The sequence below is a fragment of the Pseudoalteromonas sp. DSM 26666 genome, from assembly GCF_900116475.1.
Lineage (GTDB): Bacteria > Pseudomonadota > Gammaproteobacteria > Enterobacterales > Alteromonadaceae > Pseudoalteromonas > Pseudoalteromonas tetraodonis.
Genome location: NZ_FPAR01000005.1, coordinates 324,734 through 341,922 on the forward strand (window position 1 = coordinate 324,734; position 17,189 = coordinate 341,922).

A 17,189-nucleotide genomic window follows, 5' to 3' on the forward strand; every position below is an offset into this window, starting at 1 on the left:
AAAACATATGTCCAGTTCTTTTGATTCAATATGGGAAGATATCTATTCAAAGGGGAATCATTTAAATCTCTACCCTTTTGATGCCGTTGTATCTTTTTTATTTAATAAACAACTTAGAAATATCCCAAGAAGTCAGCAAAATGTGATTGAGGTTGGATGCGGTGCTGGTAATAACCTATGGTTTGCTGCCAGAGAGGGATTCAATGTATCTGGAATAGATGCAAGTACTAGCGCCATAAATTTTGCAAAACATAGATTCAAGCAAGAAAATTTAATAGGTAACTTTGACGTTGGAAATTTTATTGAGCTTCCTTATGAGAGTTGTTTTTTCAATTTTGCAATTGATAGATGCGCTATTACACATACCGACCGATCGAGTATATACAAAGCGGTGGATGAAATTTACAGAGTATTAAAAAATGAAGGACTATTTTTGTTTTGTGCTTTCGCTGATTCTCATTCAAGTGCTTCTAATGGAATCTATAATAAAAAAAGCGAAACAATTGAAAATATAATTGCAGGCACTCTTACGGATGTAGGCCAGGTAAGTTTTTTAACATTTAGTGATATCAGCAATTTATTCCAAAGCCCGAAGTGGGAAATTATTCAATTAAATTTGGTTGAGTCAACTGATTTGAAACAACCAGCTAATAACATTCAAGCTGAGTGGCGAGTTATAATCAAAAAGGTTCAAATATGACAATTAAGATTGGCAAAAAAAACATTTTTAAAGCAGGTGACCCTTTCATAATCGCTGAAGCCGGTATAAATCATAACGGTGATATAAACATAGCAAAAAAAATGATACTTGCAGCCAAAGGAGCTGGATGCGATGCAGTAAAATTTCAAACATTTAAAGCATCTGAGTTTTGTGGAGATCCACAGCAAATGTTTACGTACACTTCTCAGGGTAAAGAAGTCACTGAGTCCATGCTGAGTATGTTTAGCCGCTATGAATTCACCAAAGAGCAATGGCAAGAACTTAAAAAATACTGTGATGAAAACTCAATTTGCTTTCTTTCAACACCACAAAACGTTAGTGATTTAGATCTACTTCTGTCAATTGGTATTGATGCGATAAAGGTTGGTTCAGATGATTTTACAAACATACCTTTACTTAAAGAATATAAAAAAGCAAACCTTCCAATGATTTTATCATGTGGGATGGCTAATTTAGCTGATGTATACTATGCACTAGAGGCAATTGATGCCATTCATAATCCTTCTGCCAAGGTCATTCTATGTCTATGTACTTCACAATATCCAACACCACCAAATGATGTAAACTTAAATAAGTTACATACTTTAGAAAGTACTTTTCCAAATATCATTAAAGGATTTTCTGATCATACTCAGGGTCCATTAGCTTCTTCTTTGGCGGTTGCATTTGGTGCAGTGGTATTTGAAAAGCACTTTACATTAGACAATGACTACCCAGGTCCAGACCATTGGTTTTCGGAAAACCCAGAAAGCTTGGCGCATTGGTGCCAATCAATCCGTACAGCTCATATAATGCTGGGAAGTTCATTAGTTGCACCAACCAAATCAGAGCAAGAAATGAAAAGTCTTGCTAGGCGTTCAGTTGTTGCATTAAAAGATATTAAAAATGGCGAATTACTAACAATAGATAATATCGGATTGAGACGTCCTGGTAACGGCTTACCTCCATCCACTTTTGATAAGATAGTGGGTCTTAAAGCGACTAAAAATATACTAAAAACAGAACTTATTGAATTTGGAGACTTTAGTAATGTTTAAAAAAATGTTCGCTAAACTTTTTTCTGAGCATACTCATATAAAAAAAAACAAGTTCCACCCTTTAACATGGATAAATGGCGATCCAATTATTGGTAAGAATGTATATATTGGAGGATTTTCTGAAGTTAATGCAACCAAAACAAAGGTTAAGATTGGTGATAACTGTGATATTGCCTCATTTGTATCAATTAACTCGGCAGACTCACATAAACTTTGTATTGGAATAGAGAAAGAAATAGAAAGAAAACCAATAGAAATAGGTAACAATGTTTTTATTGGCTCTCATTGCGTTATTAAAGGGGGGGCCATAGTAGGTCATCATAGTGTTATAGCTGCAGGAACTATTGTTGAACCTGGAGAATATCCTCCATACTCATTAATAATTGGTAACCCTATGACGGTTAAAGAATACTATTATAAAGACAAACTAAAAATCGTATGATCCCTCATAATAAATTATCGTTCAGTAAAAATGAAAAATGCTACGTCAATGACGTACTCGATTCTCGTCGACTTTCTAATGGCTCATATACAGAGAGATTTGAAAATGGAATTTGTGATTTATTAGGGCTCCCAAATGGACATGCCGTTGCGGTTACAAGTGGCTCTGCTGCACTATTTATCGCATTGCAGGCACTTGATGCACAAAATAAAAAAGTAGCTATACCGTCATTTGTGTGCAGCTCACTAAGAAACGCATGCACCTTAAGTAATAGCCTAGTTCATATTTGTGATATTGAAGGTGACTCGTTAAAGATTGATCAAAAAGAATTAACCGACAGCCAAAGCGATATACTTATAAATCCCTATTTATTTGGAATTTCGAACCCTCTTCCAGATTTTAAAGGCAGCATAATAGAAGATTGCGCTCAGTCTCTAGGCGCAAAATTTAGGGATAAAAGTCTGGGTACAATAGGAGATATAGGTATTTTATCTTTCTATGCAACTAAACTAATTACCTCTGGCGGCCAAGGTGGAATGTTAGTTTCTAAGAATAAAGATCTAATAGACTTTTCAAGAGATTTTATAAACTTTGATATGCGTAAAGATGCTTCATTTCGTTTCAACTTTTCAATAACAGAAATACAAGCTGCAGTTGGACTAGCACAACTTGAAGAATTTCCTGAGTTTTTACAAAAAAGAAATGAAATTTGGGATATATATCATTCCATGGGCTTAAATTTAATTGAATCCCCAAATAAAGGAAGTGTACGCTATAGAGCCGTTGTAAAAACGCCTGATGCAAGTAAACTTATAAGACATCTACATGATAATAAGATAAGTGCAATTGTGCCTATAGAAGAGTGGGAGTTGCTAAGTAAAACAACCAAAAACGCAATAAAACTGAGTAATTCAACTGTTTCAATTCCTTTGTACCCGACACTATCAAAAAACGATGCTTGTAAAATTGCGAGTGTTATCGGAGAGTTTAATGAAAATATCTATTAATCAGCCAGCTTATCTGCCGTGGTTGGGTTACTTCGATAGAATTGAGAAAAGTGATCTCCATGTAGTCTTAGATCATGTCCAATTTGAAAAAAACTCAATGGTAAATCGCAACAAAATAAACAGCGTTAATCATCCGATTTTATTAACTGTTCCGGTGTCTACAAAGGGGAAGTTCGGTAATCTTGAGATAAATACTGTTGAAATAGATCATGTTAGCCAATGGCAGAAAAAACACTGGAAAACAATTTTGCTTAACTACAGTAAAGCGCCATACTTCTGTAGATATCGAGACGAATTGGAACTTATCTATAAAAAGAAATACACCAAGCTTAATGATTTGCTCAAAGACCAGCTAACATTTTTCTTGAACGCTCTTCGTATCAAAACCCCAATATTATTTAGCTCATCTCTTGATCTAAAAGAGTCTAAATCAGACTTAATACTTGAAATCTGTATCAAAACCAACGCATGCCACTACATTTCAGGCCCTTATGGAAGAGATTATATTGACCTAGACAAATTTTATGAAAACAATATTTCAATTTCATTTCATGATTATAATCACCCAAAGTACTCACAGTTAAGTGAAGCTTTTAATTCCAATCTCAGCATATTAGATCTGATAATGAATCATGGTGATAACAGCCTTGCTATATTATCTAATAACTCCTAGTAAGGCTTTTCTAATACTACGTGATATTCTGCATGGATAGACTTCATATTTTCGTGCAATTTTTCTTTGGTTAGTAATTCAATATCAAGAATGTTCCATTTATTGCCTATGACTTCGTAAATTTGTTTCTCATCAAAAAAACAGATTTGTTCAATTCCCTGCAAACTTCCTGCGTCAATATTACTAACTAGCCGTGTTTCTTGCTTATAAACCCCACTCGAAGCGCTTGTATGTGTTCGAGCATAAGGTGAAAAAATAAAACGACCACCAGGTTTTAAAACTCGAAAAATATCATCAAATGCATTTGTAATCTCAGTAAAGCTCGCACATGTTAGAGACCCCCTATCCAAAACTAAATGAAAGGTCGAATCTGCCCAAGGTATTTTAGTAAAATCCCCACACCTGAACTCTCCAGTAAGCTTTTCTGCTTGAAATCGCTCCTCACACTTTTGAATTGCATGTGATGAGTAGTCAAGGCCATAAACATTAAACCCTTCCCTAGCACAAAACCAAAGGTTACAGGCTGTGCCGCAACCTAACTCTAATATATTCGTTTTACTTGCTTCTATATTGGGTTTGAAGTTATAAATAAAACTCACTATATAATCCCATGGATAGCGATTTTCTTGCCCACTTTGATATACGCTATTCCAAAATCTATTATCAGCAGTCATACTTTAACTCCTTTAATATAGTATCTGATATATCCGTTAGTGATGTTTTTAAAGGGTCAATAAAAAATAAATTAGGCATTTTATTACTTAAGTCTATTTTAAGTTGCTCATAAACTGGGCTGTAACCAATTAATGGAAGGCTGAATGTTCTAGGTGCTTTTAAAATTTTAAAGGTTTCAGGTAATTCTCCACTACACACATTAAGATCACAAACTTCTTGCCAAATACTCTCAAGATACAATTCCGGGTTATCCCATATAGCCGAACCTAATGATGTAGGGATTTCACAGCAAATATATGTTTTGTCATTGATTATCTGGCCGCTATAAAGACCCGCTGTTGAAGCTCTAAAAATATAAGTATCCGTACTATGGTCATGAATGTAAGTATAAGGACCTAAATTTTTAACTGATACCTCAAAATATACTAATACCATAGGTAAAGAATAAACATAATCATGAATGACATCTCGGGCGAGCAACTTGTTTTCTAAAGAAGCAACATCTGCAGACCACACTAATCGTTCAAAAGATAATGTTAAACCTTTTTTGGTCACCAGTAAGTTTTCTAAAACGGAATCTATCTCATCTGAATAGATTATCTCCACACCATTTCTGATTAAAAAATCTTCAGCCTGCTCGCTAAAACTAGACATTCCACCCACTTTCGGATAAAAATTTCTATATTTATAGTCCTTTGCAGCCTCAGAATAGTACTTCATGGGGTCTGAATGACTAAAAACAGCAAGCCGTTCATCATAAAAAGGGTCTTCTTTTAAGTTGATTGATATATCTTCGTTAAAAACTTTAACCCGCTCAAAAAACAATATATCCTTTGCTTGTGAAGATAATAGATTAGGGGCAATACCTAATTTTTTATCTGCTGCTTTGCAAAGTAATTCTCCAGCGGTTTTCCCAAATCTATGATGTAAATACTCTTCTAACGTTTCTGACTCTTGTAACGGTAGAGACTTTAAATTTTTAATCTCATCACTTATTTGAGCCTTTAAACTCTCTTCATGAGATAAATCAGGTACCGTGTAGTTCTTACTCCAATGATTATTTGTCACACCTGCATATAAAACATCGATAGGCTTAACATTACTACCTAATATATCGAATAAAAAGCGCGTAATATCACTGTTGCTATTGTCGAATATTTGGCACCCCAAATCTAAATTATATCCATTCCATTTTATCCCTTTTAAATGACCTCCTAAAGCCGAACCAGATTCGATTATAGTGACTTCTTGATTATATTTTAAAAGTATTACCGCAGTAATAATTCCTTTGAACCCGCCACCAATAATGATCCACTTCATTAGTTCAATTCCTTAAAATCGATGTATACTCTAAATTAACATAAAACAGTATTTTACTATAAAAATATAGCACTTTAGAAAAGTAATATGCAGAGAAACCCTATGAAATTAACTAACGATAATAATCAATTAATTTATTTAAATTCATTAACTTTAGAAGATGTTAGCCTTAAATATTTATCTTGGCTCAATAACCCTCAAGTAAATCAGTTTTTGGAAACAAGGTTTGAAACTCAGTCAATTGAGTCAATCAGTGATTACATTCAGAAATCTTTAAATACCAACAACGAATATTTATTTGCAATAAGAACTATTGAAGGAAATGAGCACATAGGTAATATAAAACTCGGGCCTATCAATAATAATCACAAAATAGGCGATATCAGCTTGTTTATTGGTGATACTAACTTTTGGGGTAAAGGGGTTGCAGTCGAGGCAATCAATACTATTACCAAATTTGCATTTGAGCAGTTAGACCTTTATAAAATAAGTGCTGGAGCATATGCAGAAAATACAGCTAGTACCAAAGCTTTTATAAAAGCTGGATATAAAAAAGATGGGATTAGAAAAAATCATTTTTTATTTCAAGATAAATATAGTGATTTGGTATATGTCTCGATAGAAAATAAAAAACTTAACGTCTAAATTTATAAACGTTAAGTTTTAAGAATCAAATTTTTGATGGTTTATTATAATTTTCAATAAATTCTAGGTAAATACCCTTCATATGCTCATTAAAGGCATCAACACATGCATTTATGAACCCTGCACGCTTTTCTAAATCACTATAGTAGTAACTACTTGTCATTATATATGCTTGAAAGTACCTAAAAGAGCCCTGAATTAGCCAATACACTACTATATCGTCAGCGTTTCCATTTTTTAAGGTTAACAATGATTTATTTTGAATGTTGAATATATCTGCAAGTTCCTCCCTTGAGTTAAAACTCACTGATGTATAAGCCAATAATTGCTCTAAAGCATATTTAGTTTTACTTTTTATCACATCCATTTTCGATTCAATATTATATGGCGATAGTTGCTCCAAAGATGTCGCTTTATTTAATAAGGAAGCTATTCTATCTTGCTTATTAGCGATAGCTTTTATGTCATTAATATCTTTTATGTGTTTAGGCTCTGTATATCTAATAAAAGCACCATTGGCCGTATTAAATACTTTAACATTGAGGTTTTTTTGGAGTAGTAACTCTAAGTTACCCTTTGATGAGTCAAATATAGAGGTTGTAAAAACCTCTTCGGTAAAGTTACCTTTAACAACAAATGCACCCTCAATACCTTTTTCAACTACTTTTTTATGCTTAAAATCATTATCAAAATATATGCTGTGTTTAGAATGGTGATGCTCTTTAGATTCAAAACCCAAGTCAATACCAACTAAATATACATCCTCAAAACCTAACTCAATAGCTGTAGCAAGTGCTGTATTTGATACTGTAGGATTACTATAATCTGGGTAAGTAAACTGTTTTTTTGTATCCAATGCTCGAATAAGGCGACCGCCTGCATCATTTACTTTTGATAACAAATGTGCACTTTTAAAACGTTTTAAAATATTATCGTATACGGTGTTCAGTGCAATAATATTTATTTCATCAAGTTTAATTGTTAACCCAGAAGTACGATTAATCGACTCAACCCACTCTAGCAAACCTGCAGTTCGCTCCATTTCAATGTGAATATCAGGTTTAATATTATTGCTAAGCAAAGCTCTTAATGCAGTACCACAAGAAATTATGATGATGTTATTTTGATTGGTTTTTAAAAACTCAATTGCGGAGTCCAAGGACGGTCCATTAGCAACAATATATACAGGATGTTGACGCAAGGAATTATTTACTAACTCAGGCTTTTTCAATACTGGAAACTTAGCATTTAGATTAGCCAGAGTGTGAGATATACCAATTATTTCATCTTCAAAAAAACCCCAGCCCGCAGCCCAACGGTGACCAATACCTCTAATACGCTCAACCGTTTTTTCAATCAATGGGCTATCATAATGCTTTAAGAATAGTACTTGGCTGATATTAAAGTGTCCGTTTTCAAATAAAATCTTAGAGATTTCGTTAATTACACCGTCCTCACTGCCACCCACTCGTATTGAAAACTGCCCGCCATTAGCTGTGCATTTATCAAATAGTGGTTTTAATTCTATACAATGTAGTAACGCGTAAAAAGTATCTTTACTTGGCTCAAATAAGAGCACGTTTAGCACATCTTTTTTATTAAATAATTCTTCAATTTGGTAGCCTAACCCTCCCCCTAAAACACACACAAAATCTAGGCGTTTTTCCTCTGCTGGATTGTTAATTTTATTGTCTGTTTCAGCTTTTCGTACGTTGTAAATTGATTTTAAAAGAGCTGCATGTTCAAAAACAATACTGTCGTCATCTTGATGTTGTATTATAAATTTAAAGTAAAGTGGCTCAGCTAAAAACTCAGCCACTTGTTTATGTGCAAAGTCTTTTGGGTTCTCTTGATATACAAATTTATCTTTATTATAAAGGTTTATATTACTTGCCTCATCAATAGCAACTCCAGTATCGCTTGGCGTGTAATCTCTAAATACATCATAAATAGCAGGCATTTGCTCTTTTAAAAGAGCTAAATTTGCAAGCAGGGTTGCTTGCAACATCATTTTTGTTAATTCTTGTTGATTAGCGTCCAAATTTCACTCCGCTTAACTTGATTTTTTAACCACCCCAGGAAGGTTAGCTAGTTGTTGTTGTAAATAGCTGCCTGTTGAATTTAAATTAGCCACTAATAAATCCATTGCATTATATTGGCTATATAATCGTTCTTCATATTTGGCCATACGAATATTAAATTTTTCTACATCAGTTTCTAGTTTAGAAAGCTGTGATTCGCGCCCTTCAATACGTGAACTAATAATTCCATCAGAAGCCGTATAACCTTTAATGACTGTGTCTAACTGGTCAACAAAACCATCACCATCATTTTCACCGACAAAAAAAGTTTGTAAGGCTTGAGGATCCTTTTCTATCGCAGCTTTTAATGCTTCTGAATCAATACTTAATTTACCTGAGCGCTCCGTTCTAATACCAAAATTAGCTAAAAAATCGGTATTACCATTTCCCGTGCTAAATTCTGAGGTTAACAATGAGCGCACCTGGTTTACAGACCCTCTTAATAATGAGTCACCAGCAAGCGCCCCTACGCCCTCTTCAGCACTTGAGCGTCCTAATTGCTTAGATAAATCAATAAAAGCATTAAATTTGTCTACAAATGAGTTCAAACCAGCTGTAATATTTTTATTATTTTCTGTTATTACGGCTTTACTTAAATCATCGTCAGTTCCATGCATTTTTTTGGCATTAATGGTGACGCCCTCAATGACATCTTTAAATTCATTTGTACTGCTCGTCGCAACAAGCGTACCATCTATCGTAATTGAGGCATCCGTCGCTGCAGTTACTTCGTTTAGGTTTTCAGCGTAAGTTGCTGATGCTGTATCGCTGTCATACGCAAGACGAGATAAACCCAAGGCGTCTGTATTGTTGCCATCAGAGACATCATCAACTACAATTTTTATCGCGTTTTCGGCGCCGGTTTCTTTACTTGATAATACTAACCGCTGCCCCGTGTCATCGGTAATAATAGTGGCATTAACTGAGTCGTTATCGGTAGAATTATTAATAGCATCACGAATATCAGCAAGGGTTGCTGTATCTAACACATCAATATTAAAATTATTACTACCTGAACTAATGGTTAGCTTACCCTCACCCACAGCCTCATCACCTGCTATGGCACTTGAGGTTAACTTGTGGTTTTCGGCCAAACTATTAACTTTAATAGAGTAGTTATTGGTTTGCGCGTTTTTCTCAGAACTTAAAGAAACAAATTCATCACTACCGCTAATTGTTCTCTTTTGAAACTCCTCGACAGAGGCTAGTGACTCCAATGATCCATTCAGCTCTTCTAAAGACGCTTTTAATGTGCCCACCGCAGATATATCAGTCGTGAAATTAGCTTGCTGTTTTGTTACTCGAGCTTGATAAGGGGATTTTTCAGCATTGACTAAAGCACTTACAATTTCGTTTACTTGAAGTCCTGAACCTATACCTGTAAATGAAATAGCCATAATAATTACCCTCTTAAATTACTGAAAAACTAAACTTTAAAGTCGACCAATACACCCGTGGCTTCTGCCAATTTGGCCACTATACCTAACACTTCCTCTGACGGATATTGCTTAACCAAATCACCGCTCTCTTTGTCGATAACCTTGATTACGTTACGGCCAGAGTCTTCGTCTACTTTAAATTGAAGACTGCGGTTCATTTCGCCCATAAAATCCTGCAATTGCTGTACCACCTTTTCTAGCTTTTCAGGTGACAATTCAGTTTTAGAGACTTCATTATTACTTGCAGCAGCAGGGGTGGTTGTATTCTTCTGCTCATCAACATTTTGCTTAACTTGAGATGGGGCTTGATAACTTGAGGTAACCTCACCTTTTTGCGCTGAGCTGATATTTAGATTTAAATTTTGCGTTTCCATAATTCGCTCCTACTATAAAGCGATAAAAGCTTTATACCTATACAAGAAAGGAAGGGTTGCCCCTTCCTTAGTAGTTAAAGTATAGAGCTTATTGTTAAATTAACCTAATAAGCTAAGTGCTGCCTGTGGTAACTGGTTAGACTGAGCTAAAATTGTTGTACCAGCCTGTTGCATAATCTGGTTTTTAGTCAGTTTAGCAGTTTCTGCAGCGTAATCGGTATCTTCTATACGGCTTTTAGAAGCCGATACGTTTTCTGATACGTTTGCAAGGTTGGCTATAGTAAAGCCAAAGCGATTTTGGGCAGCACCTAAATCAGCACGTTGAGCATCAATCTGCGCTAGGGCTGCATCAATAGTTTGTATTGCATCTTGTGCACCTTTAGACGTTGCGCCTGAGATATCTACATCTTCAACACTTACTAAAGCACTTGTCCCACCCGTTGATGTAATTGCAGTCCCAGCTGTTGTACCCGCATACCCAAATAGTTCATTAGCTGTTTTGCCTGAAATACCTATTTTATTTGCTGAACTTAAGTTCAACTCAGACGAAACACTTACCGCTAAATTTGCTGCTGCAGATGTTACGGCTTTACCACCAACTGTAAATGAACCTGAGCCAGCTGTAGCCGCAGCAGTCGAAACATCAATACCATTTACACCAGTTGCTTTAAGAGCGATTTTATCATCACCACCTTCAACTTTAGTATAAATAGCATCGTAACCGTCTGCCTGCATATCTTTAGCTAGACGCTCCATGTCACCACCGTAGGTACCTAAGTCATATTTATCATCACCAATTTGCAATACCGCTTTAGCGCCTGAATCAATACCTACTATTTCTGTTTCAAGGTTTGCAGTTGCAACCACACCAGCATTTGACGCATTGATTGTTTTTGCTATATCAGCAGCACCTTGACCACCGGTAACTGCAATGCTTTCACCATTAATATTTAATGTGTCAGCCGTCGTGTTATGGTTATCTGCAAGCGAACCTGTCATCGCAGCACCTAAACTTACCGTACCACCAGCCGTACCTCCACCAGTAATAACATTCGCACCAATTGCATCAGCTGATACATCGCGAAGGCTTACATTGATTGTTTCATTAGCGTTTGAACCGACTTGGAACTGCTTAGTACCAAATGAACCATCTAGTAAGCTAGTTCCACCAAATTTAGTTGTTTCTGCGATACGCGTTAATTCTTGTTGCAATGCACCAACTTCTTTTTGAAGAGCCGCACGCGCCTCTGCATCATTTGAACCATTCGCTGATTGTAGTGCTAAGTCACGCATACGTTGTAGGATATTTGATGACTCTGTCATCGCACCCTCAGCGGTTTGCGACATTGAGATACCGTCATTAGCATTACGCTGAGCAACACCCAAACCGTTAATTTGTGAAGATAAACGGTTAGCAATTTGAAGACCAGCCGCATCATCTTTCGCGCTATTAATTTTCATACCAGATGAAAGACGTTGCATTGATGTGCCTAATGCATCGCTAGATTTTGATAAGTTTCTTTGTGCATTTATTGATGCAACGTTAGTATTTACTGATAAAGCCATGTTATAACTCCTGATTACTTTCGTAATGTAACTAATTGATTTTAACCAAGAGCCATCACAATAAAAATCTGTTCAAGCTCCGTTCTAGTTAAGTTAACGGCTGTTATAAAATTACCTTTAGCTTTTTTTTAAAAAAAACAGTAAAAACTTTTAGTTGATTGAAATACAAACAAAAAAGCCAAGTATAAATACTTGGCTTTTTTTATTTTTATTATTATTAACCACCTAACAAGCTTAATGCAGCCTGTGGTAACTGGTTTGCTTGTGACAAAATAGTAGTACCCGCTTGTTGCATTATTTGGTTTTTAGTTAGGGTTGCGGTTTCAAGCGCATAATCGGTATCTTGAATACGGCTTCGCGAAGCAGACACGTTTTCAGATACGTTAGCAAGGTTAGCAATAGTAAAGCCAAAACGGTTTTGTACCGCACCTAAGTCAGCTCGCTGTGCATCAATTTGCGCCAGTGCAGCGTCAATCGCTTTAATAGCATTTTGAGCACCTTCCGAAGTCGAACCAGAAATATCCACACTCTCAATACTTGTTAGCGAACTAGCACCACCTGTTGACTGTATTGCTGCCGTACCTGTACCAAATAACTGATTTGCAGTTGTACCTGAAATACCAATTTTATTTGCTGATGATAAGTTTAACTCTGCAGAAACACTAAAAGAGTTAGCTACTGTTGTTACTGCAGTACCACCTATTGTAAAGCCACTTACATCAGTTCCAGTGATATCGATACCATCAACATCTGTTGCTTTGAATGCAATTTCTTTTGTTGCAGGGTCGTAAATAGCATCATAACCAGCTTGCTGCATATCGCTAGTTAAACGCTCCATATCACCACCGTAGGTACCTAAATCAAATGACTTTTCTACAGCGCCATTCTTTTTAATTTCAATAACACCCGTACTTGATGAGGTAATACCTGCAAAACTCGTATCAATTTTGGCCTCTGCAACCACGCCTGCACCCGACTTATTAATTGTATCTGCAATTACAGCCGCACCAGAACCACCAGCAATAACAATATCTGTACCATTAATGTTAACTGTATCAGCACTGGTGCCATGGTTGGTTGCTAAGTTAACCGTTTGTACATCGCCAAGCCTAGTATTTGCATCTGCGGCGTTGCCTGGCCCTTTAATTTCATGCGCACCAATTGAATCTGCTGCTACATTACGTAAGCTTACATTAATGGTTTCATTCGCGTTTGCGCCCACTTGGAATTGTTTTGTACCAAAGGTACCGTCAAGTAAGCTGGTGCCACCAAATTTGGTGGTGTCTGCAATTCGAGTGAGCTCTTGTTGCAGTGCACTGACCTCTTTTTGCAGGGATGCACGGTCAACCGCACTGTTTGAACCATTCGCTGATTGCAGTGATAAGTCACGCATACGTTGTAAGATGTTTGCAGACTCTTGCATCGCACCCTCAGCGGTTTGCGCCATAGAAATACCATCATTGGCATTACGCTGAGCAACTGTTAGGCCATTAACCTGAGAAGTTAGTCGGTTGGCAATTTGTAAACCTGCAGCATCGTCTTTTGCGCTATTAATACGCAAACCAGATGATAGTCTCTGCATTGAGGTTTCAAGTGCCATGCTAGATTTAGATAGATTGCGTTGCCCATTAAGTGATGCAACATTTGTATTTACGCTTAAAGCCATTTTACCATCTCCTAGTTTCAATCAGAATGTGGTTCAAAATATTTAAGCAAAAACCACACTTTCTATAACTAGCTAAATGCATTAGTTGTGCCAACTAGTAAAAAAAGATTAACCTTATGTTTTAAAACAACTAAATAACACTTATTGCGGCTTTAAATTAGAAGTTAGCGATTTTTTGACAGAAGATAAAAAGGGGGTGACAGTTTTTTGCCGCTTCGTTAAGGCAAGTTATTACCTATTTTTCTTAAAGTAATAACCTGCCTTGGATGGTATTTATAAATAATCGAATAATGAAAGTTTAGCCAAGCGACCAAAAGTCGCCATCGATCTGTCTAAACCTGCCTCCTGTTTAGCGAGTTCACTAATGGCTTCAGCGGCATCAATTTCAATTAAGCTCGCTCTGTTGTCTTGATTATTAATATCTAAAGCACTGTTTGAATCGGTCACACGCTCCACCACGTTCATACGCCCACCAAGTCCAGCCTGAGTAAACACAATTTGCTCACTGGCATTTTTAAGCTGAATTAAACCATCTGATAACGCTTGGTTAATTTGCGCTCCATCAAGTTGTTCGTCATTTAGGCTAATGATCAAATCTTCTAGTGTATTCAATACATTTTCTTTGCTTGGTTTCTCAAGGGTAAAATCAAGCTGCCCCGGTGCTACACCTTCAAGTTGAATTTCCATACCGGCAAATTCAATCGGCTCATCAGTTACTTCACCAGTCACAGGTGGTACAAGAGGATTACCATCACGTAATATCTCATACTGATCAGGCGATGAAGGGGTCGCACCAGGGATCACATTAACGTTATAGGTATTGATCGTTGGAGAAATAAGCGGATCTGGGTCTGAGTTATAATTATCTTTATGAAAACGATCAAACTCACCTTGATTTTGAACATAAACAGTTCCAGCGGTAATGCCGCCTGTTGGCGTTCCATCGTTTGAAACGACATCTAGTCGTGCATCTACGCGTTCAAATACATTGAAGCCATTATCGCTTGATTTGATCTCAACGCCTTTTGCAATAGTTACTTCGTGCTGGCCTTGATCGCCTTGGTATTCGTATTTGCCATTAGCGCTATTAAATGTATAAGTTTGAATATCGTCTTGATAGCCAGAGAATAGGTATTTCCCCCCTTCAGATTGACTATTCATTAAGTTAAGCAGCGATTTTTGTAACTCTTTTAGTTCACTAGCAACTGAAGCTAAATCACTTTGACCTAACGAGCCATTGCCCGCTCGTATGGTTAGCATTTGCGCCTCTAAAATAGTGTCGTTCATACCTTTAAGTATGCTTTCTTCGGTTGATAAGCGACCATTTAGCTGCTTTATATTTTTAGTTAACTGCTCATTGGTTTCTATTTTATTGGTGTACAACATCCCTTGCGATATAGCGGCAGGGTTTTCAGAGGTACTCAAATACTTTTGCCCTGTATTTGCTCGCTCTAAAGCGCCTGCAACGCCCTGTTGATTGTCTAAAATTTTATTAATTTGACTTTGATACATTAAATTATTTGATAAACGCATAATTACCTCGCCGCACTCAATAAGGTGTCAAAAATAGCTCTCGCTGCTGTTAATACTTGAGCTGATGCAGCATAAGATTGCTGGAAACGCAGCAAATTAGCCGCCTCTTCATCTAAGTTTACGCCCGACAACGATTCGTACCAGGCTTCTGATTGTTGTGCTAAAGCATCAAATGCAGCACCATTGGTTTTTGCTTGACTGGTTACTACACCAACATCGGTTACTAACCCAGCATAGGCCTGATTCAATGTTTTATGATTATCAGCTGAGGCGCTCGCTACTACATTTTGACGTACTAAATCGGTGTTTTGTAAGTCAGCAAGTTTTTGACCGTTGCGGTTATCATCAAAACCGCCTTCATTAAATTCTAAATTAAAGGTATCACCTGTAGCCGGTACCCCTTCAATATTAAAGTCAAAACCATAGCCATCATAAGGAGGCCCCGCTTGCGCCAAAATATTGTTAGCAGGCGGTGTAACCGTAAACGTGGTTGTACCATTACCATCAGTAAGTTGATATTCGTTAGCATTAGCAGTTTTAACAATGCTAATAGGGCCATTTGCTAAGCCTAAAGGGTTTGTAAAACTGCCGGTAGTTACATCGCTCACATCACCCGGTGAAATAGTCCCAGTGCCTGTATTATCAAGCCCGTCTGCTGTTCTAATTGGAGAGGCCAAGGCAATGTCTTCGCCCCGACCTGTTGTCAGCGATATATTGCCTGCCGCGCCACTATTAAGTTTTACCTGAAATTGGTCACCGGCATTACCGGCTCCGGTTACGTTTAGCTCTAAACCAAACGACTCCCCGCTGGTAATAGCGGCTGAATCGATAATGCCACTGGGTGGGATAGTTGCTAAAGAGGCTGTGCCTAAAGGTTCACTTTTATTATCAATAGGCTGAATACTTACTTCGTTAGGGTTCCCCGTATAGGTGATCACAAAATCACTCGCTGGTAGTTCACTGCCTTTACCAGCTTCAACGGTTGCTGACATATTAGCTGTTCCGGTATTTGCTTGATAAACAAAAGCACTGACCGTTGGGATATCAAAAATATCTCCTCCAAGCTCACCGTTTGCATCCATTCCTAAACGGTTTTGCTGATTAAACGAATCAGCAAGCGCAATGCCCATCTGACCTATTTGATTTTGTGCAGGCACCAAAATATCGTCTCTAAATGCCAATAAGCCACCAATTTTACCTTTGAGTTTAGTGGGATCTATTTCTAGTGGAACGGCTTGGCCACCATTTACATCTAAGCGTAACTCTTTAAAATTGGCATCGGGATCGCCACTAATCGAAAACAAGTTAAATGAACCATTTTGCATAACAACCGCTTCACCTGTGCCCATAAATACTTGTTTTTCACCATTAGGGCCATCAAGTGTTTCTATATCAATTAGTTTTGATAAATCACGTATTGCTTTATCACGCTCATTGTAAGCTGAGCTCGCATCTGCTTCGTTTTTAGTGCCATGAACACCCGCAATTTCTTGATTTAACGAACTAATACTTTCGATTAACGTATTCGCCTCTTCAGAAAATATTTCTAATTGCTCATTAACCACTGCTTTTTGCTCTGAAACAATACCTGCAAGCCGGTCCATTTGATCAATCAGATTTTGCGCATCACTCATCACCAATGAACGAGCAACCGTAGATGAAGGTTGGTTAAGTGCTTCTTGCACGTTGTTAAACATCGAGTTGATACTAGTTGATAAGCTGTTTGATTTTTCTGAAAAAATTTGATCAACCCGACTCGCCTCGCTAACAAATTGATCAAAAAAGCTTTTATTTGAGGTATCTCGGTTTAATTGCTTTTGTGCAAACTCATTTAATAACCGGTACGTTTGACCGCGGCCCACCTGATTATCAATCATGGTAGTAAATTCAGTGCGCTCTCGTACATACCCTTCAGTATTAACGTTTGCGATGTTTTTACTTGTCGTTTGCAATAACTCAGAGTTTGCTCTTATTCCTGAATTAGCAATATTTAATAAATTAAACGACATG

The 17,189-nt window shown here is 37.0% G+C and carries 15 protein-coding genes; 6 read left to right on the forward strand and 9 right to left on the reverse strand.

Annotated features, from left to right (window positions below; all coding sequences use genetic code 11):
* Nucleotides 1-7 precede the first annotated feature (7 nt).
* Genes BM380_RS11735 through BM380_RS11755 form a run of 5 tightly spaced genes read left to right on the forward strand, consistent with a single transcriptional unit; the run spans nucleotide 8 to nucleotide 3,880 of the window.
* Nucleotides 8-700, forward strand: coding sequence for a class I SAM-dependent methyltransferase (locus BM380_RS11735; RefSeq protein WP_090494460.1), 693 nt, complete (start codon nucleotides 8-10; stop codon nucleotides 698-700).
* Nucleotides 697-1,758, forward strand: coding sequence for an N-acetylneuraminate synthase family protein (locus BM380_RS11740; protein WP_090494462.1), 1,062 nt, complete (start codon nucleotides 697-699; stop codon nucleotides 1,756-1,758). Before BM380_RS11735 ends, BM380_RS11740 begins: the two co-directional genes overlap by 4 nt.
* Nucleotides 1,751-2,200, forward strand: coding sequence for an acyltransferase (locus BM380_RS11745; RefSeq protein WP_090494464.1), 450 nt, complete (start codon nucleotides 1,751-1,753; stop codon nucleotides 2,198-2,200). The genes BM380_RS11740 and BM380_RS11745 overlap by 8 nt, the downstream gene beginning before the upstream one ends.
* Entirely contained in the window at nucleotides 2,197-3,207 is a 1,011-nt protein-coding gene (locus BM380_RS11750; RefSeq protein ID WP_090494466.1) for a DegT/DnrJ/EryC1/StrS family aminotransferase, read from the forward strand. The genes BM380_RS11745 and BM380_RS11750 overlap by 4 nt, the downstream gene beginning before the upstream one ends.
* Nucleotides 3,191-3,880 carry a WbqC family protein gene (locus BM380_RS11755; protein ID WP_175527462.1) on the forward strand — a complete coding sequence of 230 codons (690 nt, stop codon included), beginning with the start codon at nucleotides 3,191-3,193 and terminating at the stop codon, nucleotides 3,878-3,880. The genes BM380_RS11750 and BM380_RS11755 overlap by 17 nt, the downstream gene beginning before the upstream one ends.
* On the opposite strand, the gene BM380_RS11760 is transcribed toward BM380_RS11755, so the two are convergent.
* Both BM380_RS11760 and BM380_RS11765 read right to left on the reverse strand, forming a co-directional pair.
* Entirely contained in the window at nucleotides 3,877-4,554 is a 678-nt protein-coding gene (locus BM380_RS11760; RefSeq protein WP_090494470.1) for a class I SAM-dependent methyltransferase, read from the reverse strand. The genes BM380_RS11755 and BM380_RS11760 overlap by 4 nt on opposite strands.
* Nucleotides 4,544-5,875, reverse strand: coding sequence for an NAD(P)-binding protein (locus tag BM380_RS11765; protein ID WP_090494472.1), 1,332 nt, complete (start codon nucleotides 5,873-5,875; stop codon nucleotides 4,544-4,546). Before BM380_RS11765 ends, BM380_RS11760 begins: the two co-directional genes overlap by 11 nt.
* Before the next feature lie 102 nt (nucleotides 5,876-5,977).
* Here BM380_RS11765 and BM380_RS11770 point away from each other — a divergent pair, with 102 nt between their 5' ends.
* A complete protein-coding gene (locus BM380_RS11770) occupies nucleotides 5,978-6,520 on the forward strand; it encodes a GNAT family N-acetyltransferase (protein ID WP_175527463.1) in 543 nt (180 codons plus the stop codon).
* A 25-nt stretch (nucleotides 6,521-6,545) separates the two neighbouring features.
* Here the strand turns inward: BM380_RS11770 and BM380_RS11775 are convergent, their stop codons facing one another.
* The 7 genes from BM380_RS11775 to flgK all read right to left on the reverse strand — a co-directional run bounded on the left by BM380_RS11775 (nucleotide 6,546) and on the right by flgK (nucleotide 17,188).
* Complete coding sequence (locus BM380_RS11775; protein ID WP_090494475.1) at nucleotides 6,546-8,561, reverse strand: motility associated factor glycosyltransferase family protein; 2,016 nt, start codon at nucleotides 8,559-8,561, stop codon at nucleotides 6,546-6,548.
* Between the two features lie 12 nt (nucleotides 8,562-8,573).
* Nucleotides 8,574-9,998: a flagellar filament capping protein FliD gene (gene fliD / locus BM380_RS11780; RefSeq protein WP_090494478.1), complete on the reverse strand. Its 1,425-nt coding sequence runs from the start codon at nucleotides 9,996-9,998 to the stop codon at nucleotides 8,574-8,576.
* Between the two features lie 29 nt (nucleotides 9,999-10,027).
* Nucleotides 10,028-10,414, reverse strand: coding sequence for a flagellar protein FlaG (locus BM380_RS11785; RefSeq protein ID WP_090494480.1), 387 nt, complete (start codon nucleotides 10,412-10,414; stop codon nucleotides 10,028-10,030).
* 99 nt (nucleotides 10,415-10,513) lie between these two features.
* Entirely contained in the window at nucleotides 10,514-11,980 is a 1,467-nt protein-coding gene (locus BM380_RS11790; RefSeq protein WP_090494482.1) for a flagellin, read from the reverse strand.
* A 217-nt stretch (nucleotides 11,981-12,197) separates the two neighbouring features.
* Nucleotides 12,198-13,646, reverse strand: a complete 1,449-nt coding sequence (locus BM380_RS11795; RefSeq protein WP_090494483.1) for a flagellin — start codon at nucleotides 13,644-13,646, stop codon at nucleotides 12,198-12,200.
* A 273-nt stretch (nucleotides 13,647-13,919) separates the two neighbouring features.
* Complete coding sequence (flgL, locus tag BM380_RS11800) at nucleotides 13,920-15,179, reverse strand: flagellar hook-associated protein FlgL (RefSeq protein ID WP_090494484.1); 1,260 nt, start codon at nucleotides 15,177-15,179, stop codon at nucleotides 13,920-13,922.
* A gap of 2 nt (nucleotides 15,180-15,181) precedes the next feature.
* Nucleotides 15,182-17,188, reverse strand: coding sequence for a flagellar hook-associated protein FlgK (gene flgK, locus BM380_RS11805; protein ID WP_090494486.1), 2,007 nt, complete (start codon nucleotides 17,186-17,188; stop codon nucleotides 15,182-15,184).
* Between the last annotated feature and the right edge of the window lies 1 nt (nucleotide 17,189).